Annotated in this window: 21 protein-coding genes and 1 other RNA gene; 8 read left to right on the plus strand and 14 right to left on the minus strand. The window is 63.6% G+C overall.

Features of this window, described 5'->3' with window-relative positions; genetic code table 11:
- Positions 1-10: 10 nt before the first annotated feature.
- The 5 genes from OVA00_RS18440 to rimP all read right to left on the minus strand — a co-directional run bounded on the left by OVA00_RS18440 (position 11) and on the right by rimP (position 6,279).
- Complete coding sequence (locus OVA00_RS18440) at positions 11-463, minus strand: hypothetical protein (protein ID WP_112770691.1); 453 nt, start codon at positions 461-463, stop codon at positions 11-13.
- Positions 463-3,174, minus strand: coding sequence for a translation initiation factor IF-2 (infB, locus tag OVA00_RS18445; RefSeq protein ID WP_034804758.1), 2,712 nt, complete (start codon positions 3,172-3,174; stop codon positions 463-465). The genes OVA00_RS18440 and infB overlap by 1 nt, the downstream gene beginning before the upstream one ends.
- A gap of 105 nt (positions 3,175-3,279) precedes the next feature.
- Complete coding sequence (locus OVA00_RS18450; protein ID WP_029742363.1) at positions 3,280-3,987, minus strand: RNA-binding protein; 708 nt, start codon at positions 3,985-3,987, stop codon at positions 3,280-3,282.
- A gap of 5 nt (positions 3,988-3,992) precedes the next feature.
- Positions 3,993-5,612: a transcription termination factor NusA gene (gene nusA, locus OVA00_RS18455; RefSeq protein ID WP_113293211.1), complete on the minus strand. Its 1,620-nt coding sequence runs from the start codon at positions 5,610-5,612 to the stop codon at positions 3,993-3,995.
- A 46-nt stretch (positions 5,613-5,658) separates the two neighbouring features.
- Positions 5,659-6,279, minus strand: a complete 621-nt coding sequence (gene rimP / locus OVA00_RS18460; RefSeq protein ID WP_029742361.1) for a ribosome maturation factor RimP — start codon at positions 6,277-6,279, stop codon at positions 5,659-5,661.
- A 273-nt stretch (positions 6,280-6,552) separates the two neighbouring features.
- On the opposite strand from rimP, the gene OVA00_RS18465 reads away from it, so the two are divergent.
- Complete coding sequence (locus OVA00_RS18465) at positions 6,553-8,187, plus strand: MFS transporter (RefSeq protein WP_029742360.1); 1,635 nt, start codon at positions 6,553-6,555, stop codon at positions 8,185-8,187.
- Positions 8,188-8,296: 109 nt separating this feature from the next.
- On the opposite strand, the gene OVA00_RS18470 is transcribed toward OVA00_RS18465, so the two are convergent.
- The 5 genes from OVA00_RS18470 to ffs all read right to left on the minus strand — a co-directional run bounded on the left by OVA00_RS18470 (position 8,297) and on the right by ffs (position 12,720).
- Positions 8,297-9,535: a lytic murein transglycosylase gene (locus OVA00_RS18470; protein ID WP_029742359.1), complete on the minus strand. Its 1,239-nt coding sequence runs from the start codon at positions 9,533-9,535 to the stop codon at positions 8,297-8,299.
- Positions 9,536-9,577: 42 nt separating this feature from the next.
- Entirely contained in the window at positions 9,578-10,183 is a 606-nt protein-coding gene (gene recR / locus OVA00_RS18475) for a recombination mediator RecR (protein WP_029742358.1), read from the minus strand.
- 162 nt (positions 10,184-10,345) lie between these two features.
- Complete coding sequence (locus OVA00_RS18480) at positions 10,346-10,669, minus strand: YbaB/EbfC family nucleoid-associated protein (RefSeq protein WP_029742357.1); 324 nt, start codon at positions 10,667-10,669, stop codon at positions 10,346-10,348.
- Positions 10,670-10,708: 39 nt separating this feature from the next.
- Positions 10,709-12,577: a DNA polymerase III subunit gamma/tau gene (locus OVA00_RS18485; protein WP_060580567.1), complete on the minus strand. Its 1,869-nt coding sequence runs from the start codon at positions 12,575-12,577 to the stop codon at positions 10,709-10,711.
- Between the two features lie 45 nt (positions 12,578-12,622).
- An RNA gene (ffs, locus tag OVA00_RS18490) (signal recognition particle sRNA small type) lies at positions 12,623-12,720 on the minus strand.
- A 64-nt stretch (positions 12,721-12,784) separates the two neighbouring features.
- Between ffs and OVA00_RS18495 the strand changes: the two genes are divergently transcribed.
- The 4 genes from OVA00_RS18495 to OVA00_RS18510 all read left to right on the plus strand — a co-directional run bounded on the left by OVA00_RS18495 (position 12,785) and on the right by OVA00_RS18510 (position 15,402).
- The gene (locus OVA00_RS18495) at positions 12,785-13,237 is read left to right on the plus strand and encodes an HIT domain-containing protein (RefSeq protein WP_029742355.1); all 453 of its coding nucleotides are present in this window, start codon (positions 12,785-12,787) and stop codon (positions 13,235-13,237) included.
- Positions 13,238-13,239: 2 nt separating this feature from the next.
- Positions 13,240-14,220, plus strand: a complete 981-nt coding sequence (nudC, locus tag OVA00_RS18500; RefSeq protein ID WP_034804765.1) for an NAD(+) diphosphatase — start codon at positions 13,240-13,242, stop codon at positions 14,218-14,220.
- Between the two features lie 25 nt (positions 14,221-14,245).
- Positions 14,246-14,953: a helix-turn-helix transcriptional regulator gene (locus OVA00_RS18505; RefSeq protein ID WP_113293214.1), complete on the plus strand. Its 708-nt coding sequence runs from the start codon at positions 14,246-14,248 to the stop codon at positions 14,951-14,953.
- A gap of 80 nt (positions 14,954-15,033) precedes the next feature.
- Positions 15,034-15,402: a VOC family protein gene (locus OVA00_RS18510; RefSeq protein ID WP_113293215.1), complete on the plus strand. Its 369-nt coding sequence runs from the start codon at positions 15,034-15,036 to the stop codon at positions 15,400-15,402.
- A gap of 64 nt (positions 15,403-15,466) precedes the next feature.
- Here OVA00_RS18510 and OVA00_RS18515 read toward each other — a convergent pair whose 3' ends face one another.
- The 3 genes from OVA00_RS18515 to OVA00_RS18525 all read right to left on the minus strand — a co-directional run bounded on the left by OVA00_RS18515 (position 15,467) and on the right by OVA00_RS18525 (position 17,664).
- Complete coding sequence (locus OVA00_RS18515) at positions 15,467-15,604, minus strand: DUF1127 domain-containing protein (protein ID WP_064817013.1); 138 nt, start codon at positions 15,602-15,604, stop codon at positions 15,467-15,469.
- Between the two features lie 423 nt (positions 15,605-16,027).
- A complete protein-coding gene (locus tag OVA00_RS18520; RefSeq protein ID WP_029742350.1) occupies positions 16,028-16,882 on the minus strand; it encodes a prephenate dehydratase in 855 nt (284 codons plus the stop codon).
- A 26-nt stretch (positions 16,883-16,908) separates the two neighbouring features.
- Positions 16,909-17,664, minus strand: a complete 756-nt coding sequence (locus tag OVA00_RS18525) for a 3-deoxy-manno-octulosonate cytidylyltransferase (RefSeq protein ID WP_112985465.1) — start codon at positions 17,662-17,664, stop codon at positions 16,909-16,911.
- A 171-nt stretch (positions 17,665-17,835) separates the two neighbouring features.
- Between OVA00_RS18525 and OVA00_RS18530 the strand changes: the two genes are divergently transcribed.
- Positions 17,836-18,519 carry a c-type cytochrome gene (locus OVA00_RS18530; protein WP_060519503.1) on the plus strand — a complete coding sequence of 228 codons (684 nt, stop codon included), beginning with the start codon at positions 17,836-17,838 and terminating at the stop codon, positions 18,517-18,519.
- Between the two features lie 146 nt (positions 18,520-18,665).
- Here the strand turns inward: OVA00_RS18530 and OVA00_RS18535 are convergent, their stop codons facing one another.
- Positions 18,666-19,610 carry an AEC family transporter gene (locus OVA00_RS18535; RefSeq protein ID WP_034805271.1) on the minus strand — a complete coding sequence of 315 codons (945 nt, stop codon included), beginning with the start codon at positions 19,608-19,610 and terminating at the stop codon, positions 18,666-18,668.
- A 241-nt stretch (positions 19,611-19,851) separates the two neighbouring features.
- Between OVA00_RS18535 and OVA00_RS18540 the strand changes: the two genes are divergently transcribed.
- Together OVA00_RS18540 and cml are read left to right on the plus strand one after the other, a co-directional pair.
- Positions 19,852-20,133 carry a BON domain-containing protein gene (locus OVA00_RS18540; protein ID WP_029742346.1) on the plus strand — a complete coding sequence of 94 codons (282 nt, stop codon included), beginning with the start codon at positions 19,852-19,854 and terminating at the stop codon, positions 20,131-20,133.
- A 242-nt stretch (positions 20,134-20,375) separates the two neighbouring features.
- On the plus strand, positions 20,376-21,572 hold the full coding sequence (gene cml, locus OVA00_RS18545) for a CmlA/FloR family chloramphenicol efflux MFS transporter (protein ID WP_268089440.1): 1,197 nt from the start codon (positions 20,376-20,378) through the stop codon (positions 21,570-21,572).
- Positions 21,573-21,666 lie beyond the last annotated feature (94 nt).

Consider the following 21,666-nt stretch of genomic DNA (forward strand, 5'->3'; position numbering starts at 1 on the left):
CTTCCGTGCCTCAGGCACGGGTAGCTCTGATTGCCTGCGCCCGCTTTCTTCGACGCAGTCCCAGAAAGACGCCCGTAGCCGTCAACACGAGCGCGGACAGCAATTGGATCAGTTCGAACTGCGGATGTGCGCAACCCTCATTGATGGCCGACTGCCATACCTGGTGCTCGGCATCTCCCCAGGACGTGATGGCCACCAGGAGGAGGAGGCCGCCGAGAAGGCTCCCGACCCAAAGCAGCGCCCGAAGGCGCAAAACCGCTGAACCGGTAACCAGACAGAAAAGCGCCGCCAGGCCGACCCAATTGGTCAGAAAAGCGGCCACCTCGTTGAGAACCGAGAATTTCTGACCATCCCATTCGGGATAGATCTTGTCGCAGACTTCCGCGAAGGCCGGCGTCCACCAAAACGACACAACAGCGGCCAGGGCCGCCGTTGTGCAGATTTGCCGGGCTTTCAGGCCCATTAGAGCGTCCGGGTGATATGCTCGACGCGGAAGCACTCGATCGTATCGCCGGCGCGGATGTCTTCGTAGTTCTCGAAGGCCATGCCGCATTCCTGACCGACATTGACTTCCGAGACTTCGTCCTTGAAGCGCTTGAGGGTCTTGAGCTTGCCTTCGTGGATAACGACGTTGTCGCGAACCAGACGGACACCGACGCCACGCTCGACCTTGCCTTCGGTGACGCGGCAACCCGCGACCTTGCCGACCTTGGTGATGTTGAACACCTCCAGGATCTCGGCGTTGCCGAGGAAGGTTTCGCGACGCTCCGGCGAGAGCAGGCCCGACATCGCCGCCTTCACGTCATCCACCAGATCGTAGATGATGTTGTAGTAGCGGATTTCGATGCCGGCACGCTCGGCGGCCGAACGGGCCTGCGAGTTGGCGCGGACGTTGAAGCCGATGATCGCGGCGTTCGATGCCTCGGCGAGCGAGATATCGGACTCGGTGATACCGCCGGCACCCGAATGCACGATGCGCGCACGCACTTCGTCGGTTCCGAGCTTGTCGAGAGCACCGGCGATCGCTTCGATCGAACCCTGCACGTCGCCCTTGATGACCAGCGGGAACTCCTTGAGACCGGAGGTCTGGAGCTGGGTCATCATCTGCTCGAGCGAACCGCGCGAGCCGGACTGACGGGCAACCTGCTTCTCGCGGGCGAGACGCTGGCGGTACTCGGAGATCTCGCGAGCACGGCTTTCGTTCTCCACGACGGCGAACTTGTCGCCGGCTGCCGGCGTACCGGACAGGCCGAGAACCTCGACCGGCATGGACGGACCGGCTTCCTTGACGTGTTCGCCCTTGTCGTTGACGAGCGCCCGCACACGGCCCCACTGGTCACCGGCGACGATGATCTGGCCCGGACGCAACGTGCCCTTCTGTACGAGGACGGTGGCAACCGCACCGCGACCGCGGTCAAGCTCGGCTTCCACGACCGTACCTTCGGCCGTCCGGTTCGGATTGGCGCGCAGGTCGAGGATTTCCGCCTGAAGCAGGATCGCTTCGAGCAGCTTGTCGAGGTTGGTGCCGTTCTTGGCGGACACTTCCACGTCGAGGACTTCACCGCCCATGGATTCGACGAAGACTTCGTGCTGCAGCAGCTCGGTGCGAACCTTCTGCGGATTTGCCGACGGCTTGTCGACCTTGTTGATCGCCACGATGATCGGAACACCGGCCGCCTTGGCGTGGTTGATCGATTCGATCGTCTGCGGCATCACGCTGTCGTCAGCCGCAACCACCAGGATCGCGATGTCGGTCGCCTGGGCACCGCGAGCACGCATGGCGGTGAACGCCGCGTGGCCGGGGGTGTCGATGAAGGTGATCTTGTTGCCGTTCTGCTCGACCTGGTAGGCGCCGATGTGCTGGGTGATGCCACCGGCTTCGCCGGCCACCACGTTGGCGTGGCGGATCGCATCGAGCAGCGAGGTCTTGCCGTGGTCGACGTGACCCATGATCGTGACGATCGGCGGACGCGGTTCCATTTCTTCGTCCGTGTCCGAAACGTTGAAGATGCCCTCTTCGACGTCGGATTCCGAAACGCGCTTGACCGTGTGGCCGAATTCGCCGGCGATGAGTTCGGCCAGGTCGGCATCGATCAGATCGCCGGGCTTCATCATCTGACCTTCCTTCATCAGGAACTTGATGACGTCAACGGCGCGCTCAGACATGCGCTGCGACAGCTCCTGAATGGTGATGGTCTCGGGCAGGATGACTTCGCGCGAAATCTTCTCGCGGGTTTCCTGCATCTGGCTGCGCTTGAACTTCTCCTGGCGGCGACGCATGGCCGACAGCGAACGGGCGCGCTGGCCGCTATCCTCGTCGGCAGCGGTGGTCAGTGTCAGCTTGCCCTGGCGGCGACCGTCGTCGCCCTTCGGGCGGGCCGGAACCTTGGCAGGCTCGGGACGCACGACCTTGCCGCGCGCCGGACCTGCGCCGGGACGCGGACCACGATCGTCATCCTTTTCGTTGTCGACCTTACGGCCGCGCAGTGCGCCGGCCGGAGCCGGGGTCGGAAGTCCACCTGCCTGGTCGGCGGGCCGTCCGGCCTGCGGGCGGCTGTCAACGCGACGCTCGGTGGAAGCCGGTGCGCGAGCAGCCACGGGGCGCTCTTCAACAACCTCTGCGGCCTTAACTTCGGCTTTGGCTTCGGGCTCGGCCGCCGCGCGGGCTGCTTCCTCGGCAGCGCGGCGTGCGGCTTCTTCCTTCTCCTGCTGGAGACGGGCTTCTTCCTCACGCTTGCGGCGTGCTTCGTTCTCAGCGCGGATGACCGCTTCTTCGGCGTCCCGGATCTGGGCTTCGGCCAGAGCACGGCGGCGCGCATCGATCTCACCGGCGGATAGCTGGTTCAGAACGACACCGACGCGCGGACGATTGGCCTGGTTGGCTTCCTGACGCGTCGAATGCTGCTGCGGCTGCGGCGCCGGGCGACCCGAAGGCTGCGGCTGAGCCGGGCGCTGATCGGCCGGGCGCGCAGCGGGAGCTGCAGCAACCGGTGTGATCGGACGCTCGTCCTTGGGGCGGTGGAAGGGGCGTTTCTTGGTTTCGACCACGACCGCCTTGGTGCGGCCACGGCCCATGTCCTGACGCACGGTCCCCTGCGAAACCCCGTGGGGCTTCAGGGTCAGCGTCTTCTTGCCCGCTGCGCTGCCTGTCTTGTCGTCGTTGTTGTCGGTCATTCCGTTCCGTTCCTAGCGATCAGGGCCGGATGCGTATCACCTGACCCTGTCTTCCAAATTGTCTCAAACAATGTACGCGATGCCAGACTGTGCCGGTGACGCGGGTCATTGCTGTGGCTTGCCAGCGCCGCCGTCGGCCCGGACCGGGACGGATCCTCGGTACTTTTCGAGCATGATTGCGCGCTTCACTACACCTTCACCCGCCTGCCCTGCAAGCGCTGCGGCATGGATAAAAGCATTACTTCCTAAAAGGCCCTCCATTTCCGCCCCGGTGAAGGGACGGAACGAAGGTATTTCCATTTCATCGTCGGCCACAAAGCTCATCGCCTTGCGGGCCTGGTCTATCTTACGCACGCCGTCGGCCGCAGCGTCGGACGCGTGAAACACGGCGAGTGCCGCCAGTCCCCTGACGGCCTGCTCCGTCTTCGTTGCGCCGGAGATGAACTGGGCCGCCTTGCGCGCCATGTTCATCATTCCGGCCAGTTGCTCGGCGAGCAGCCGGTCGACATCGTCGGCGAGCGTCGCGTCGGCCTTGACGTCCGCCTTCAGGGCGCGGGCGAAGAACTTCTTCGCCACCGCCTTCTCAATCAGCGCCCGCTCGGCCTTGACCCAGCAGCCGCGCCCCGGAAGCTGACGCTTCAGATCGGGAACGACGCGACCGTCTGGCCCAGCCACGAAGCGGATCAACTCGTCTGGCGAACCGCTTTCACGGGTGACGATGCAGGTCCGCGTGCTGCCGTTGCGATCCTTCGGCCCCCCATCCGTGGGCAGGGCGTCCGAAGGCAGGCTGTCGGCATGATCAGAGGCGATCATCGTCCTTAAGCGTCCTGCTCGGCGCCTTCGGCAACGTCGATCGGCTCTTCACCTTCGACCTCTTCGCTTGCCAGGTCCTCTTGCGTGATCCAGCCGGCTGCGAGGCGGGCCTGAACGATCATGGCTTCGGCTTCGGCGCGCGAGACGTCGAACTTCGAGAAGGTGCCTTCGAAACGCTTGGTCTCGCCGTCCTTGCGTTCGCTCCAGCCGACGAGATCGTCAGCGGCGCAACCAGCAAAGTCCTCGACCGTCTTGATGCCTTCTTCGCCCAGCGCAACGAGCATCTGGCTCGTCAGGCCGTCGATTGAGCGCAGTTCGTCGGCAACGCCGAGTTCGCGGCGCTTGGCATCCATTTCCGCCTCGATCCGGTCCAGGTACTCGCGAGCGCGGGTCTGGATTTCGTTGGCGGTCTCTTCGTCGAAACCGTCGATCGACGCAATTTCGTCGAGATCGACATAGGCGAGCTCCTCGACGGCGGCAAAGCCTTCCGAAGCCAGCACCTGACCGACCATTTCGTCGACGTCGAGCGCATCCATGAAGAGGTTGGTGCGCTCGGTGAATTCCTTCTGGCGGCGCTCGCTCTCTTCCTGCTCGGTCAGGATGTCGATATCCCAGCCGGTCAGCTGCGAAGCGAGGCGAACGTTCTGGCCGCGTCGGCCGATGGCGAGCGACAGCTGCTCGTCGGGAACGACCACTTCGATGCGCTCGGCGTCTTCGTCGAGAACGACCTTGGCGACTTCCGCCGGCTGCAGCGCGTTGACGATGAACGACGCCGGATCCTGCGACCACGGAATGATGTCGATCTTTTCGCCCTGCAACTCGCCGACGACGGCCTGAACGCGCGAACCGCGCATACCGACGCAGGCGCCGACCGGATCGATCGAGCTATCGTTGGAGACGACCGCGATCTTGGCGCGCGAACCCGGGTCGCGGGCAACCGACTTGATCTGAATGATGCCGTCGTAAATTTCAGGCACTTCCATGGTGAAGAGCTTCACCATGAACTGCGGATGGGTACGCGACAGGAAGATCTGCGGGCCGCGCTGTTCGCGGCGAACGTCGTAGACGAAGGAGCGGACGCGATCACCGTAGCGCATGTTTTCGCGCGGGATCATCTCGTCGCGACGGATGATGCCTTCGCCACGGCCGAGGTCGACGATGACGTTGCCGTATTCGACGCGCTTGACCGTGCCGTTGACGATCTCGCCGACGCGATCCTTGAACTCGTCGAACTGACGGTCGCGCTCGGCTTCACGCACCTTCTGCACGATGACCTGCTTGGCCGACTGGGCGGCGATGCGGCCAAAATCCATCGGCGGCAGCGGGTCGGCGATGAAGTCACCGAGCTTGGCGTCCGGATTGCGATCGCGAGCAAGCTCGAGCGGGATCTGCGTGGAGTAGTCGTCAGCCTTCTCGACCACTTCCAGAAGACGCTGCAGGCGGATTTCGCCAGTCTTGGAGTTGATGTCGGCGCGGATGTTCGATTCCGACCCATAGCGCGAGCGGGCGGCCTTCTGGATCGCGTCGGCCATCGCGGCCAGAACGATCTCGCGGTCGATCACCTTTTCACGCGCGACAGCATCCGCGATCTGCAGAAGCTCGAGCCGGTTAGCACTGACTGCCATGTCTTGTCTCCGTTGGGTTGCAGGGGGCTTTCAAGCTCCGCCCGACTTATTCCTCAATAGGTGAATCTTCGTCTTCGAAATTCTCGTTCGCGGCACGCGCAGCCTTGGCCTTCTTGTCGGCCGTCAGCGCATCGCGGATCAGATCGTCGGTCAGGATCAGCCGCGCTTCGGAAAGCGTGGTGAACGGGATCACGACGACGGGCTCCTCGCCATAGGCCACCTGGTCGCGCTCAAGCCGGAAACCGTCGTCATCGACAGAAACGATCTTGCCGCGGAACCGCTTGCGGCCATCGACCAGAACCGACGTCTCGCATTTCAGCAGGTGACCCTGCCAGCGGAAGAAGTCGGACTTGCGCACCATCGGGCGGTCGATGCCCGGCGACGACACTTCGAGATGATACGCCTTGTCGATCGGATCTTCCACATCGAGCACCGGCGAAATGGCCTTGGAGATCTCTTCGCAGTCCTCGACGGTCATGGTGCCGTCGGTGCGCTCTGCCATGATCTGCAGCGTCATGCCGTTCTGGCCCGACATGCGCACGCGCACGAGCTGGTAGCCCATCGGCACGATCACCGGCTCGATGATGTCGGCGACGCGCTGGTCGAGACCGGTTTCGGTGATCAGGCGGGGTTCATTTGCATTTTCAGCCGTTGTCGTATCGGACAAACGATCATCTCCTCATCGGACCGGCTAATAAAAAAGAGCGGGTCCTGACGGGCCCACTCTTCATCTACCGATCAAGAATTTGAGGCTCATATACGCCCCATCGCCGCAAATTGCAAGGCATTGGGCCGTCCGACGCAAATGGCCGGACGAACCGCCGGCGAGCCTCTTCGCCAACAAGGTCAGTTTCAGCGGGTGGCACTTCGCGTCGTCGGGCCTATAACAGGAGACGAACCGCTTCGAGACGACAATCAAGAAACGAAGAGAGAAGACGAGGTGCCAACCCGTATTTCGCCGCTTGCCCCCTTCAAGCACGACATCTTCCGCACGATATGGATCGCGAGCCTCGCCTCCAATTTCGGCGGCCTCATTCAATCGGTCGGGGCCGCCTGGCTGATGACCTCCATTTCCTCATCGGCGAACATGGTGGCGCTGGTGCAGGCTTCGACCTCGCTGCCGATCATGCTTTTCTCGCTTGTCTCTGGCGCGCTTGCCGACAATTTCGACCGGCGGCGGATCATGCTGGTGGCGCAGTGTTTCATGCTCTTCGTCTCGGCGCTCTTGACGATCTGTGCCTATGTCGGGCTGATCACGCCCTGGCTGCTCCTGCTCTTCACCTTCCTCATCGGCTGCGGCACGGCGCTCAACAACCCGTCCTGGCAGGCGTCGGTCGGCGACATGGTTCCGCGCGAAGACCTGCCGGCAGCGGTCGCGCTCAACAGCATGGGCTTCAACATCACCCGAAGCGTCGGCCCGGCGATCGGCGGCGCCATCGTCGCGGCACTCGGTGCGGCGGCTGCGTTCTTCGCCAATACGCTCAGCTATTTCGCCATCCTCTTTGCGCTGGTGCGCTGGCGTCGCGAGGTGCCGACGAGCACGTTGCCGCGCGAGACGCTGGGGCGCGCCATTTCGGCTGGCCTGCGCTACGTCGCGATGTCGCCGAACATCGGCAAGGTTCTCTTGCGCGGCTTCCTTTTCGGCCTTTCGGCAAGCGCCATCCTCGCTCTTCTGCCGCTCGTCGCCCGCGACCTCGTTCAGGGTGGGCCGCTCACCTACGGCCTGATGCTCGGCGCCTTCGGCCTTGGCGCGATCGGCGGGGCGCTGCTCTCCGCCCGCCTGCGCGAGAAGCTTTCGAGCGAGGCGATCGTGCGCATCGCCTTCACCGGCTTTGCCGCCAGCGCCGCGATCACGGCCTGGAGCACCTATGCCTGGCTGAGCTGTCTCGTGCTGCTCATCTCCGGCGCCTGTTGGGTGCTGGCGCTGTCGCTGTTCAACACCACGGTGCAGCTGTCGACGCCGCGCTGGGTGGTTGGCCGCGCCCTTTCGCTCTACCAGACCATGACCTTCGGCGGCATTGCCGGCGGCAGCTGGCTCTGGGGTACGGCCGCCGAGCAATATGGCGCGGCCAACGCGTTGATGGGCTCCTGTCTGCTGATGTTCGCCGGCGTCGTGGTCGGCTTCCGCCTGCCCTTGCCGGAATTCACCTCGCTCAACCTCGATCCGCTGAACCGCTTCAACGAGCCGCCGCTCGAACTGGACCTGAAACCGCGCAGCGGCCCGATCGTCATCATGATCGACTACGAAATCGCCGACGACGATATCCCGGAGTTCCTGACAACCATGGCGGAACGGCGGCGCATCCGCATCCGTGACGGCGCCGGACACTGGGCGCTGATGCGCGACCTTGAAAACCCGACCACCTGGACCGAGACCTACCACGTGCCGACCTGGGTCGAATATGTGCGTCACAACCAGCGGCGCACCCAGGCGGACGCGGCCGTCGGCGACAGGCTGACGGCGCTGCATAGCGGCAAAGCACCACCGCGCGTGCACCGGATGATCGAGCGCCAGACGATCGTGCCGACCCATTACGAGCGCTACAAGCGCCAGGTGAATGTGGACATGCACTAGCTTGTGCCGGCCCTCGCGCCGATCCCGACCATGCAACGAAAAAGGCCCCGGTGACGGGGCCCTTTCTTTTCGGCAGTCGGCGCACCAGCGCCTCCGGCTGCAATTGGCTCTACCGCAGCTTCGCCTTCAGCGAAGCATCGGGGAAGCAGGTGGCGGCAAGGCCGCTCTTTGCCTGCCAGTCGCCGAGCGAACGGCGCGTCTTGTAGCCGGGGAGACCATCGACCTTGCCGACGTCGTAGCCCTTGGCAACCAGCGCCTTCTGCATCTTCAGAACGTCCGAGCGCAGCATGTTGCCGACGTCGCCCCAGGTGCCGCGGAACGCGCCGCCGCCCGTCGCAATGCGGTCGGCGAGGTTGCCGATGAAGAGCGCGTAGAGGTCGGAGTTGTTGTATTCCTTGAGCACGTAGAAATTCGGCGTGACGATAAACTCCGGCCCATGGCGACCAGCGGGCACCAGCATCATCGAAGATGCGGACAATTCGTGCGACGGAAAGGCCTTGCCGGAAATCCTGACGATCCCCTTGTTCGCCCAACTCGACAGGGGCTGGGCGAGGTCCGGCCCTTCCTGCGCGCAGGAGACGGCTTCGGGAATCGATACTTCGAAGCCCCAGTCACGCTCGCGCTGCCAGCCCTTCTTGACCAGATAATTGGCGATCGACGCCAGGCTGTCTGGCACCGAATTCCAGATGTCGCGGCGGCCGTCGCCATCGAAATCGACGGCATATTGCAGGAAGCTCGACGGCATGAACTGCGGCTGACCCATCGCGCCGGCCCAGGAGCCGCGCATCGCCGCCTCGTCGACATCGCCGCTGTCGAGAATGTGCAGTGCCGCGATCAGCTCGCGGCGAAACAGGTCTGGCCGCGTCGACATAAACGCCTTGGTCGCGAGCACATCGACCACCGGATAAGGGATCTTGGCGCGGCCGAAGCCGGATTCGCGGCCCCAGATGGCAACGATCACCGAGCCCGGCACGCCATAGGTGCGCTCGATCTTCTTCAGGGTCGACGCATGGGTGGAAGCCAGGCTGCGGCCGGTGGCGGCGAGCCCCTGCAGACGCTTTTCCGAGAAGTAGTTTCCGGGCGAGGAAAACTCCGCCTGGCTCTGCTTCTGTTCCTTCGGCTTCGGGAAGCCTGGCGGCGCCAGATCCGGCAGGTCCCAGTTGAGCTTCACGTCGGAAAACGCCGCCTTGAAGGATCCGGCGGAAATGCCGGCCTTCTTCGCCTCCGGCCAGAGATCATTCTGCAGCCAGGTACGAAACTGCGCCTCGACGTCGGCTTTGGTCGCGGCTTGCGCGAGCCCCAGCCAGCCACAGAGCAGCAAGGTCGTCAGTGAAAGAAGTCTCAGCATAAGGCTTCCCCATCGGTTGGATTGCAGCGTCCGAAATGACGCTCAGATCGACGTGCGGGCGCGAAGGGCAGCCGCCAAGGTGCCCTCGTCGAGATAGTCGAGCTCGCCGCCGACCGGCACGCCATGGGCAAGCCGGGTGATCTTCACCTCCATGCCTTCGAGCTGGTCGGTGATGTAGTGCGCTGTGGTCTGGCCCTCGACGGTGGCATTGACGGCGATGATCAGCTCGCGGACGCCGCCATTGGCGACGCGCTGGACGAGACCCTTGATGTTGAGATCGTCGGGGCCGACGCCGTCGAGCGGCGAGAGCGTGCCGCCGAGCACGTGATAGGCGGCGTTCATAGCGCCGGCGCGTTCCAGTGCCCAGAGATCGGACACGTCCTCGACAACGATGAGCACGGAGTGGTCGCGACGCTCGTCCGAACAAACGGTGCAGGGATCGATCGTATCGACATTGCCGCAGCAGGAACAGATGCGGACCTTGCGGTGCGCTTCGCCCATCGCGTCGGCGAGCGGACCCAGCAACTGGTCCTTCTTCTTGACGAGATGCAGGGCGGCGCGGCGCGCCGAACGCGGTCCGAGCCCCGGCACTTTCGCCAGGAGCTGGATGAGTTTTTCGATTTCAGGGCCGGTGACTCGTTTTGCCATGCGGCGCTTTTAGCCCATATCGCGCCGAAACGGAATCGCCTTCGAAACGCCCGCACGCGAAGCGGCGGGTATCGACGCGGTACCCGGCGGCTACCATCGCCGGCGCGCAAATGCTGCGGGCGGCAGACCGCCCTGCTTCCCGAACCTACTGCCCGGAGACGATCAGAAGGGCAGCTTCATGCCGGGCGGGATCGGCAGGCCGGCGGTCAGTTCGCGGGTCTTTTCCGCCTGCACGGCTTCGGCCTTGTCCTTGGCGTCCTTGTGGGCGGCGACGATCAAGTCTTCGAGGATCTCGACGTCGTCTTCCTTGAACAGCGAGGGATCGATCTTCAGGCTCTTGAGGGTGCCCTTGCCGTCGAGGCGAACGGTGACGAGGCCACCGCCGGAGGTGCCGTCGACTTCGAGCGCGGCGATTTCCGCCTGCATCTTTTCCATCTTGGCCTGCATTTCCTTGACCTTGCCCATCATCCCCATGATGTCGCGCATCGTCGTCTCCTGTCTTTCTGTTTCTGCTCGCAGACGGGACTATTCGATGTCGTCGCCAGGGACGATATCGCCGTCGGCGGATTCGGCTGTGGCCGGAGCCTGGCTCTCGACCTCTTCTTCAACGGCGCGAATGCGCACGTCGGTGATCTTGGCGCCCGGGAACCGGGCGAGAATGGCGGCGACATCGGGGTCCTGGCGCGCGTCGTTGACGCGCTGCTCCTGCGCCCGCTGTTCCGCCTCGATCAGCGTCGGCTCACCGGCCTCGCGGCTGTAGCTGACGATCCAGTGGATGCCGGTCCATTCCTTTAGCTTGACGGCCACTTCGCCAAGCAGCGTCTTCGGCGCGTCGTCCGAGACGTTGACGTCGAGACGTCCGGGCTCGATCCGCACGAGCCGCAGAAAGCCGCGCACCAGCGTCTTCAGCTTGATGTCGCGGTTCTTGGCGCAGAGATCGGCGATGTCGGCGATCGAATTGACCGGCACCGACGGCTGCGGCTTGGCCGCAGGCGCCGCCACCGGGCGTTCTTCGATGCGGCCAACGGCAACCGCCTGGGGCGCCACGTCCGGGACGGCGCGCAGCATGGTCGCACCATTGCTCGTCGGGCGCTGCACCGGCATCGGCTGCGATGCCTGCGCCGACACGGACACGGAAGCCTGGGCCTGTGCGCCGCCGCCGTTGCCACCTGAAGGGCCAGGGCGAGCGCCGCCGCCTTCATTGCCGGAAAGTTCCAGCAAGCGCCGCGCGGCCTCTTCAGGCGCCGGCAGATGTGCCGCATGCGCCAGGCGGATCAGCACCATTTCGGCGGCACCCGCCGGGCGCGACGAGCTTTCGGCTTCCGGAATGCCCTTCAGGAGCATCTGCCAGATGCGCGAGAGCGCCGTAACCGCCACGCTCTCGGCAAAGACGGCCCCGCGGGTGCGCTCGATCTCGCTCAAGGACTGGTCGTTGACCGCCTCCGGCACGTATTTCATCCGGGTGACGAGATGGGTGAAATCGGCAAGGTCAGTCAATACGACCGTCGGATTGGCGCCGGCCTCGTATTGTGCGGTGAATTCCTTGAGGGCCGCGGCGACATCGCCTTTGACGACGTGCTCGAAGAGGTCGACGATGCGGGCGCGGTCGGCAAGGCCGAGCATCGAACGCACGGTTTCGACTTCCACAGCGCCGCCGCCATGGGCAATCGCCTGGTCGAGCAGCGACAGACCGTCGCGCGCCGAGCCTTCGGCAGCGCGGGCCACCATCGCAAGCGCTTCCGGATCGAAGGATACGCCTTCCTTGCCCAGGATCGTCGAAAACAGGCCGACGAGATCGGACGCGCTGATGCGGCGCAGGTCGAAGCGCTGGCAGCGCGACAGAACCGTGATCGGCACTTTGCGGATTTCGGTGGTCGCGAAGATGAATTTCACATGCTCTGGCGGCTCTTCGAGCGTCTTCAGCAGGCCGTTGAAGGCCTGGGTCGAGAGCATGTGCACTTCGTCGATGATGTAGACTTTGTAGCGGGCCGAAACCGGGCGGTAGCGCACCTGTTCGATGATCTCGCGGATATCGTCGATGCCGGTGTGTGACGCCGCGTCCATTTCGATGACGTCGACGTGACGCCCATCCATGATCGCCTGGCAATGTTCGCCGGGAACGCGCAGGTCGATGGTCGGCCGATCGATATCCGGTGTCTTATAGTTCAGCGCGCGGGCGAGAATGCGGGCGGTGGTGGTCTTGCCGACCCCGCGCACCCCGGTCAGCATGTAGGCTTGGGCGATGCGGCCGGTTTCGAACGCGTTGGTGAGCGTGCGCACCATCGGTTCCTGGCCGACCATCAGATCGGAGAAATCCTTGGGGCGATACTTGCGCGCCAGAACACGGTAGGCGGCTGGTTTCTCAACGGATGAAATGGACGTATCGTCGCTCATCGACCCTGCCGCTGTTCGAACTCTTGTCCCGACAGGACGGAGAAGGTGGGAGGCTGGCACGATGACCCGTGCCGGAGCTCGTTGGGGCTGCTTCCTTCCGGACCTGACCCGGTTGGCGAGTGGCTCGTCCACCACCAACCTCCCGGCTTCCATATCGGCAATATCGAAAGCAAATGCAAGCCAAGCCGTCAAAAAACTGATATCGATATGCAAAACAAGGCGAATCCGCCATTCTCAATAGCCGAGGAGACCCAGTTGACGACCTTCACCCTCGACGAGCGGCTCGAGCGCGACGGCATTCCGATCGCCTCGATCGGGCTTTGCCAGATGCGGCTGATGAACGACCGCCGCTGGCCCTGGCTCGTGCTCATTCCTCAGCGTGAAGGCATTTCTGAGATCTTCGACCTCACCCCGCTCGACCAGACGATGCTGACCTTCGAGACGACCATGGCAGCGACAGCTCTGAAGAAGGTCACGGGCGCCGAGAAAATCAATATCGGCGCATTGGGTAACATCGTCCGGCAGCTTCACGTGCATATCATCGCCCGCAGCGACGGCGACCCGAACTGGCCGGGGCCGGTCTGGGGCTTCGGCAAGGCGGAGCCGTGGGACGAAAAAGAACATCAGGCCTTCGCAGCCCGCATTCTGGAAAACCTCTGAACATGACGAAATCGATCTTTGACCTTCGCAGCCCGCATCCAGAGCCAAGCACCCTCGTCGCCTTCTCGGAGAATCATCTGGATCGCCAGTCGGAGCACCGGGCCGACGATTGCGTCCAGGTGGCACTGAAGCACCCGGGTGCGCATTTCCTGGCCTTCTCCGGACCGAAGCTGATCGTCAAACATGACGAGAAGATCATCGACCCACTGTTTGCGCCTTATGAGCTCGAAGGTCTCGAACCCGTTCTCGACGAGACGATCCTGCTCGGCTACCTCGCCAACGGCGAGCCCCGGCTGGCCGTGCCGACGGGCCTGACGGACGAGACGATCACCGAGCCCTTCAAGATCGCCGACGGCCGCACCCTCTATCGCCAGCAGATGCTGCCGGAGGAACTGCTCGGCCAGTTCGCGCAAGGCTCGAGCTTGATTACCTGGAATGCCAACAACCGCTTCTGCGGTCGCTGCGCAGGCCCGATGGAAGGCAAGGCCGGCGGCTATCGCCGGGTCTGCACCGCCTGCGGCCATATGGTCTTCCCGCGCACCGACCCTGTCGTCATCATGATGACGATCGACCTTGAGCGCGATCTTTGCCTGCTCGGCCGCAGCCCGCATTTCGCGCCGGGCATGTATTCTTGCCTTGCCGGCTTCGTCGAGCCGGGAGAGACGATCGAAAACGCCGTGCGGCGGGAAACGCTCGAGGAGTCCGGCATCCATATCGGCCGGGTACGCTACCATGCCTCGCAGCCCTGGCCGATGCCGCACACGCTGATGATCGGCTGCTATGCGGAGGCGAAATCAACCGTCATCAAGCGCGACGAGCACGAGCTGGAAGACGTGCGCTGGTTCACGCGCGATGAAACGATCGCGATGCTCGAAAGGTCGACCGGGGTCGCCGACACCGGCGACGCGCATATTCCGCCGCCGAAGGGCGCGATCGCGCACCAGCTGATGCGTGACTGGCTCGCCTGGGGCGAGCGGACATAAGGCGACGGATACAGGGAGATCGACCGTGTCCCGCTCCGAACGGCTGCTCGACCTTCTGCAGGTGCTCCGGCGCTACCGCCAGCCGGTGAGCGGCCAGCGTCTCGCGGAAGAAACCGGCGTCAGCCTCAGAACGCTCTACCGCGATATCGCCAGCCTCCAGGCGCAGGGCGCTGATATCGAGGGCGAACCGGGGCTCGGCTATGTACTCAAGCCCGGCTTCATGCTGCCACCGATGATGTTTTCCGCCGAGGAGATCGAAGCCTTGGTGCTCGGCTCGCGCTGGGTCTCCAAGCGTACTGACGATGATCTCGCGGGTGCCGCAGCAAACGCACTCGCCAAGATCGCTGCCGTGCTGCCCGCCGAGCTTCGTGAGGAACTAGACAGCTCGACCCTGCTCGTCGGCCCGAGCCCGCCCGCCACCAACGGCATCGATATCGCCGCGCTCAGGCGCGCGATCCGCAACGAACGCAAGGTGGAACTCGACTACGTCGACAATGACGGCACCCCGACGCAGAGGACCATCTGGCCCTTCGCGCTCGGCTTTTTCGAGAACGTCCGCATGGTCATGGCCTGGTGCGAATTGCGCCTGGATTTCCGGCACTTTCGCGCCGACCGCATGCAGCAGATGACGGTGACGGAGGCGCGCTATCCCCGCCGCCGCCAGGTATTGATGAAGGACTGGCGCGCGAGCCAAAGCATGTCGGCGTCCAGCCGCCAGAAGGTCGGCTCCTGACACCGCCTTTCGCGGCGATGCTGACAGAAATTGGCAGCCATCACGCCTAGCCTGAACTTCCTGCAACAAGGAGGAAGACCATGGCCAAGGCAAATCTCATCGTTCTCTATGTCAAAGACCCGCTGGCGAGCGTGACGTTCTACCGCAAAGTGCTCGAACAGCAGCCGCTCGTCGAATATCAGACGTTCTCGTCCTTCGAGCTGCCCGGCGGTTTCACGCTCGGGCTCTGGGCCGAGCATACGGTCGCGCCGGAGCCGGCGGCATCGGGCAGCCGGTCGGAACTGGCGTTCATGGTGGAGGACGAGGGCGCGGTGCGCGCACATTACGAGGATTGGAAGGGGAAAGGCCTGTCGATTGCGCAGGAATTGACCGAAATGGACTTCGGTCCGACTTTCGTCGCGCTCGATCCGGATGGTCACCGGCTGCGCGTCTGCCTCTACGATACGTGAGCCAGAGGGTATGCAGCGCGCATCCCACCAGCCTGAAGCGGCGGGATGCGCGAATGGTACGGAATTAGCGGCCGTAAACGGCGGCCTGGATCTGCGAACGCGACAGACCGATGTCGCTCAGTGCGTGATCGTCGAGGGCATTCAGCTCGCGGATCGCACGGCGGGTCTTCGCATATTCCATGATCTTCTGACGGATCTTCATCTTTAACACTCCTTACTTGACGAGCGTCAAATAGGCATTTGCCTAAAATTTGTGTAGCGCCACGATTGCAAACTAGGCATGCGCCAGACGCGTAGCCGGTTAACGAATTTTTGCCACTTTCACCCCCGTAGGGCGTGGCGAAACCAATGATTCTCTCGGAAAATCACCGCGAACGGTACGCTCAGGACTTAAACGTGATGCTCTGAAAACCTTAGCCAGATGGCAGGATCAGATATGTGCGGCGCGAGAAGACCACAACCGCAGGCTTCATTTTGGTCGGAAATCAGGCGCATTCGCGGCCTTCAGGCGGAGCTGAGGGGCCAAGCAGCGTGCTAGCGATAGCGACCGCCTCACCGCTTTGGGAGGCGGTCGAGGCCTGCCTACGCAGGCCTTTCTCAACAACTTGGCGCCGGAGCGGCCTGTTCAGAGAACGCCGCGCATCGGGTGCGCGTTATAGGTTCCGAGGATGCGGACCTTTTCGGAGAAGAAGCGAAGCTCGTCCATGGCATGGCGCACGCCGACGTCATCCGGGTGGCCCTCGATATCCGCATAGAACTGCGTCGCCACGAACCGGCCACCAAGCTGGTAGCTCTCGAGCTTGGTCATGTTGATGCCGTTGGTGGCGAAACCGCCCATGGCCTTGTAGAGCGCTGCCGGGATGTTGCGGACATTGAAGACGAAGGTGGTGATGATCAGCTCTTCGTCGCTGGTGCGGGCGATGCGCTGCTCTTCCCTGGACAGCACGACGAAGCGGGTGACGTTGCTCTCGGTATCCTCGACGTTCTCGGCGATGATTTCGAGGCCATAGAGATCGGCGGCAAGCCGCGGCGCGAGCGCTGCCATCGAGCGGTCGCCCTTTTCGGAGACGAGCTTTGCCGCGCCCGCCGTATCGCCGGCGACGACCGGCTTCCAGCCGTTGGAGCGCACGATCTTGCGGCACTGGCCGAGCGCATGGATGTGGCTGTGCACGGTGCGGATCTCGTCACGCGTGACACCCGGAAGCACCATCAGCTGAAAACGGATCGGCATGAAATATTCGCCGACGATGTGCAGCCGCGATTCCGGCAGCAGGTGATGGATGTCGGCGACCCGGCCGGCGATCGTGTTCTCGATCGGGATCATCGCCAGATCGGCGTCGCCGTTCTCGACCGCGACGAAGGCATCCTCGAAGGTCTGGCAGGGCAGCGGCTCCATCGACGGGAACATGTCGCGGCAGGCCATGTCGGAATTGGCGCCATAGTCGCCCTGGAAGGAAATCCTGTTGGTCTTGGCGGTCACGGTAGCGTCCTTCTCAGGTTCTGATATCAGCGGGTACGGGCAGACAGGATGCGGCGGGCCTTTTCCAGCTCCACCGGCGTGTCCACACCAAGCGGGACCGAATCGACGATCTCGACATCAATGCGCATGCCGGCTTCGAGCGCACGCAGCTGCTCCAGCGATTCGCGGCGTTCGAGCACGGAGGGCTGAAGCGAGACGAAGCGTTCCAGCGCCTGCCGTCGATAGGCATAGAGCCCAATGTGATGATAGAGCGGGCCTTCGCCATGAGGCGCGGTCGCGCGGGTAAAATAGAGCGCACGCAGGCGCGTGTCGGAAAGCGGCGAACCGACGACCTTGACGATGTTCGGGTTGGTCTTCTCGCTCTCCTCGGCGATCGCCACCGTCAGCGTGGCGATATCGGTGGCAGCATTTTCGAGCGGGTTCAGCGCCGCGCGGATCGATGCCGGCTCGACCGTCGGAAGGTCGCCCTGGACGTTGATGACGATCTCGGCTTCGCCGTTCGGATCGGCCTTCCGCAGCGCTTCGTAGATCCGGTCGGAGCCGGACTGGTGGTCGATGCGGGTCATTATCGCTTCGAAGCCGGCCTCGCGCACGACGTCAAAGACCTGCTGGTCGTCAACGGCAACGACGACGCGGCCGACGTCCGCTTCCTGCGCTCGGGTCGCGACCTGGACGATCATCGGCAGGCCGCAAATATCGGCGAGCGGCTTTCCGGGTAGGCGTGTCGAGGCCATGCGCGCCGGAATGAGCACGATGACTTTACCTGAATTTTCGCGATTCATGATCTGGCCTTTCATGATCTGGCCTTCAAAAACCCCGCCGAAAGTGTCAATAAGTCTCAGTTAGGGGCCGATAATCACTGTTGCAACGCAGAGCCAAAAGACATAGGTTCCGCGCGATTTCAAGATAGGCCGGGTTTTTGTTTGCGCCGGTGGCAAAGGGAGCGTTTGCAGATGAATTCATATGTGAACATGGGCGTGGGCGCCTTTCTGGGAACGGTCTTCGTTCTGATGTCCGTGTCCATTGCATCGGAAGGCATTTTCCATTCCGAAGCTCCCGAGAAGGAAGGCTTTACGATCGTTGCGGAAGAAGGCACGTCTGAAGCAGGTGCCGGTGGTGCCGCGGAAGTCGAAGTCGACATCAAGCCGCTGCTGCTCAAGGCCGACGCTTCTGCCGGTGAAGCCGTGTTCAAGAAATGCGCAAGCTGTCACACCGCCGACAAGGGCGGCGCAAACAAAGTCGGTCCGAACCTCTGGGGCCTCGTCAACCGTCCGATCGCTTCGCATGAGGGCTTCAGCTACTCGGCCGGCATGAAGACGTTTGCCGAAGGCGGCAAGGTCGTCTGGGACTACGACCACCTCAGCTACTTCATCGAAGCACCGAAGAAGCACGTTCCGGGCACCGCCATGGGCTTTGCCGGCGTCAAGAAGCCCGACGAGCGCGCCAACCTGATCGCCTGGCTGCGCGAGCAGTCCGACGCTCCGGCAGCACTGCCGGACGCATCTGCCGGTTCTGCCGAAGCCGCACCGGCTGCCGGCGAAGCAGCACCGGCTGCTGGCGCCGAAGGTGCAAAGCCGGCCGAAGCGCCGGCAACCGAAGCCAAGCCTGCCGAGGGCCAGCCGGCACCGGCTCAATAAGTTCAGCGGTCGGAAACGATCCCATGCAAAAGGCCCGGCTCGCGCCGGGCCTTTTCGTATTCGGGGATAGGCAGAGATGTTGCGCACGGAACGTTCAGGCCGATCCAAGCCTCCGCGGCGAAACAGTTTGCCGGAGAGAGCGGTAGTCACATCAGCAGATAGGCCCAGACCGAAACGCTTATGACGCCGAGCGCGGTCGTCAGCGTGATCGTCGAGGATGCCAGCCCATGGCCGACATTGAAATGGTTGGCGATCAGCCAGGCATTGACACCCGTCGGCACCGCCGACGTCAGCACCAGCGCCGTCGTCCAGTTGTCGTTGAGGCCGAGCAGGTGGCAGCTCGCATAGACGACCGCCGGCATGACGGCGAGCTTCAAGACGCTCGTCACCGAAGCGAGCCCGAGATTGCCGGCAAGGCCGTATTTATCCAGCGCCATGCCGATCGAGATCAGCGCCGCGGGTGCCGCCATCGACGCCAGTTGATCGACGACGGTCTTGACCGGACCGCCAAGCGGCTGGCCGATAAGGTGGAAGGCGGCGCCGCAGGCAAGGCCGATCACCAGCGGGTTGCGCACCAGATTGCGGGCGACACCGGCCAAGAGTTGCAGCGGGCTTTGCCCCGGCTTGCCGCCGGCGCGCCGCTCCGCACGCTCCATCAAGAGCGTGCCCGCTATCATCATGACTGGCAGATGCACCGAAAGCAGGATCGAGATCGCAACGATGCCCTCCTCGCCGACGATTCGCGACACCAGCGGCAGGCCGATGAAGACCGTGTTGGCGAAGGCGGAGGAGACGCCAGCGAGAACGCCCATGCGCGCATCCCGCCCGAAGACGAGCGTCGCCGCCACGTGTCCCAACGTCCAGGTCACCGCGACGCCCGAGAAATAGGCGACCCAGAGCGGCCAGGGCGAACCGTCCTTGAAATCCGCTTCCGCAATCGTGCGAAACAGCAGGATGGGCACGGCGACGCGAAAGACAAAATCGCCCAAGGCTTCGCCGACGGCCGGTTTCAGGTAACCCAGGCGCACCAGCAACCAGCCGGCAAGGATCAGGATGAAGATGGGCAGGACGTTCTGGAAGATGTCGGACATGCGCGGGCCCTGGATCGCGATGACCTTGGAGCGGATCGATCCAAGATCTTCGGGGTCTGTTCTCATGAGGTAGAGCGGGAGACGGGCGGAAGACTGCAGATGCTTTCCTCTTTCCGCTCCTGGAATGGTCCTGCCAGCAATAACGTTGTTCGCACCCGCGCCGCAAGCGCGCGAGCAGCGGGCACAGGGAGGGGAACATTCCCCGGCCGCAGGCGTTCCGAAACAGCATGAGGAACGAGCCATGCCGACAGAGAAGTCCATTTATGCGCACAAAGACGACGATCCGCATCTCATCGACGATGCGCTCGCCGACAAGGTGCTGCGCTACATCCAGTATGCGGCGATGATCGATACGCGCGAGATCTCGGTGATGGCGCTCGGCGGGATCGTGGTGCTTTCCGGTCATGTGGCGCAGGCATCCGACATCGCCTGCGCCGGCGATGCCGCAGCATCGGTGATCGGCGTCACCAGCGTCGAGAACCGGCTGGCGGTGATGCCGGGCGCGGCCGAGGCTGATAGCTGAGCCAGGAGTTGCCGTCCGGAAATCCCGATGATAGGACATGCCGGCATGAGATTTCGGCTGGCTTGGCGTTATCGCTGGAGAGCCGCCATAGGAGCCGCAGATGAGGACCGACCCGTCAGCAACCAGGTAAGCCGCAACAACGGTTGAATAAGTTGTTGCGGCGTCTGTCGGCTCACATTCAGAAGATTTGATGAAGTGGCAGATCGCCGCCGAATGGTTTTCATTTGCGCGGATGTTTCATCATGCCCGATCGTAATTCCCTCACCTGGTCCTATTCGCTGCCGGCAGCCCTTTTGCTGATGGCGCCCTTCGATATCCTGGCGTCGCTCGCCATGGACATTTACCTGCCCGTCGTGCCCGACATGCCGGCGATCCTCGGCACGTCGCCCGCAGTCGTCCAGCTCACGCTCAGCCTCTACATGCTGCTTTTGGGGCTGGGTCAGCTGCTGTTCGGCCCGCTGTCCGACCACTTCGGCCGCCGTCCCGTTCTTCTCGGTGGCGCGACGCTGTTTGCGCTGGCCTCGCTGGGACTGGCCGCAACCACCTCGGCACCGGTCTTCGTCGCCTTGCGGCTTGTCCAGGCGGCCGGCGCCTCGGCCGCACTGGTCGCGACCTTCGCGACCGTGCGCGACGTTTACGGCGCACGTCCGGAGGGTGTGACCATCTATGGCCTCTTCAGCGCCATGCTCTCCTTCGTGCCGGCGCTCGGGCCGATCGCCGGCGCGCTGATATCGGGCGCTTTCGGATGGCGGGCGATCTTCCTGACGCTTGCCATGCTTGGCCTTGCAGCACTCGGCCAGGCCTTGCCGCGGTGGTCGGAAACCCGGCCTGACGCCGCGGCACCGATGAGGCCGAGGTTCAGGCCCATGCTCGCAAGTGGCGCCTTCTGGACCTATACGCTTGGCTTCAGCACGGCGATGGGCGCGTTTTTCGTGTTCTTCTCCACGTCGCCACGCCTGCTTATCGATCGCGCCGGTTATTCGCAGCTGGGCTTCAGCCTGGCATTCGCCACCGCCGCCGTCGTGATGATCATCGCCACGCGCTTCGCCAGGAGCTTCGTCACCCGCTACGGGACCTCCGGTTGCCTGGCCCGCGGCATGGCCTTGATCATCCTCGGCGGGCTGCTGCTTGGCGCGGGCGAAGCTTCGGCGGTGCCGTCGTTCCAGAGCTTCGTGCTGCCAATGTGGGTGATCGCCTTCGGCATCGTCATGAGCGCCTCGGTCACCGCCAACGGAGCGCTCAAGGCCTTCGATGCCATCGCCGGGACGGCGGTCGCGCTCTACTTCTCGATCCAGAGCCTGATCGTCAGCCTCATTGCCACCGGCGCCGTTCTCCTGCTTGGCGGTGATACGGCCTGGCCGCTCGTCGGCTATTGCCTCGGCATGGCGACGATCACGCTGCTGGCGCTGGCGTCTCACAACCGGCGCGAAAATCGATAGCCTTGCCCCTCCCGGAGCGGTCGCCTGCTCCGGGAGGTCTTCAACAGGAAAGGCGGCAACATGCCCCTTGACCTCGCCCCTGGGGCTGGCCCCA

This window comes from Ensifer sp. SL37 (assembly GCF_026672675.1).
Taxonomy (GTDB): domain Bacteria; phylum Pseudomonadota; class Alphaproteobacteria; order Rhizobiales; family Rhizobiaceae; genus Ensifer; species Ensifer adhaerens.

Coding starts and splice junctions, on each gene's coding strand:
- OVA00_RS18440 (WP_112770691.1), bottom strand. CDS start 463: ATGGGCCTGAAAGCCCGGCAAATCTGCACAACGGCGGCCCTGGCCGCT.
- infB (WP_034804758.1), bottom strand. CDS start 3,174: ATGACCGACAACAACGACGACAAGACAGGCAGCGCAGCGGGCAAGAAG.
- OVA00_RS18450 (WP_029742363.1), bottom strand. CDS start 3,987: ATGATCGCCTCTGATCATGCCGACAGCCTGCCTTCGGACGCCCTGCCC.
- nusA (WP_113293211.1), bottom strand. CDS start 5,612: ATGGCAGTCAGTGCTAACCGGCTCGAGCTTCTGCAGATCGCGGATGCT.
- OVA00_RS18470 (WP_029742359.1), bottom strand. CDS start 9,535: ATGCTGAGACTTCTTTCACTGACGACCTTGCTGCTCTGTGGCTGGCTG.
- recR (WP_029742358.1), bottom strand. CDS start 10,183: ATGGCAAAACGAGTCACCGGCCCTGAAATCGAAAAACTCATCCAGCTC.
- OVA00_RS18480 (WP_029742357.1), bottom strand. CDS start 10,669: ATGCGCGACATCATGGGGATGATGGGCAAGGTCAAGGAAATGCAGGCC.
- OVA00_RS18485 (WP_060580567.1), bottom strand. CDS start 12,577: ATGAGCGACGATACGTCCATTTCATCCGTTGAGAAACCAGCCGCCTAC.
- OVA00_RS18495 (WP_029742355.1), top strand. CDS start 12,785: ATGCAAAACAAGGCGAATCCGCCATTCTCAATAGCCGAGGAGACCCAG.
- nudC (WP_034804765.1), top strand. CDS start 13,240: ATGACGAAATCGATCTTTGACCTTCGCAGCCCGCATCCAGAGCCAAGC.
- OVA00_RS18510 (WP_113293215.1), top strand. CDS start 15,034: ATGGCCAAGGCAAATCTCATCGTTCTCTATGTCAAAGACCCGCTGGCG.
- OVA00_RS18515 (WP_064817013.1), bottom strand. CDS start 15,604: ATGAAGATCCGTCAGAAGATCATGGAATATGCGAAGACCCGCCGTGCG.
- OVA00_RS18525 (WP_112985465.1), bottom strand. CDS start 17,664: ATGAATCGCGAAAATTCAGGTAAAGTCATCGTGCTCATTCCGGCGCGC.
- OVA00_RS18530 (WP_060519503.1), top strand. CDS start 17,836: ATGAATTCATATGTGAACATGGGCGTGGGCGCCTTTCTGGGAACGGTC.
- OVA00_RS18535 (WP_034805271.1), bottom strand. CDS start 19,610: ATGTCCGACATCTTCCAGAACGTCCTGCCCATCTTCATCCTGATCCTT.
- OVA00_RS18540 (WP_029742346.1), top strand. CDS start 19,852: ATGCCGACAGAGAAGTCCATTTATGCGCACAAAGACGACGATCCGCAT.
- cml (WP_268089440.1), top strand. CDS start 20,376: ATGCCCGATCGTAATTCCCTCACCTGGTCCTATTCGCTGCCGGCAGCC.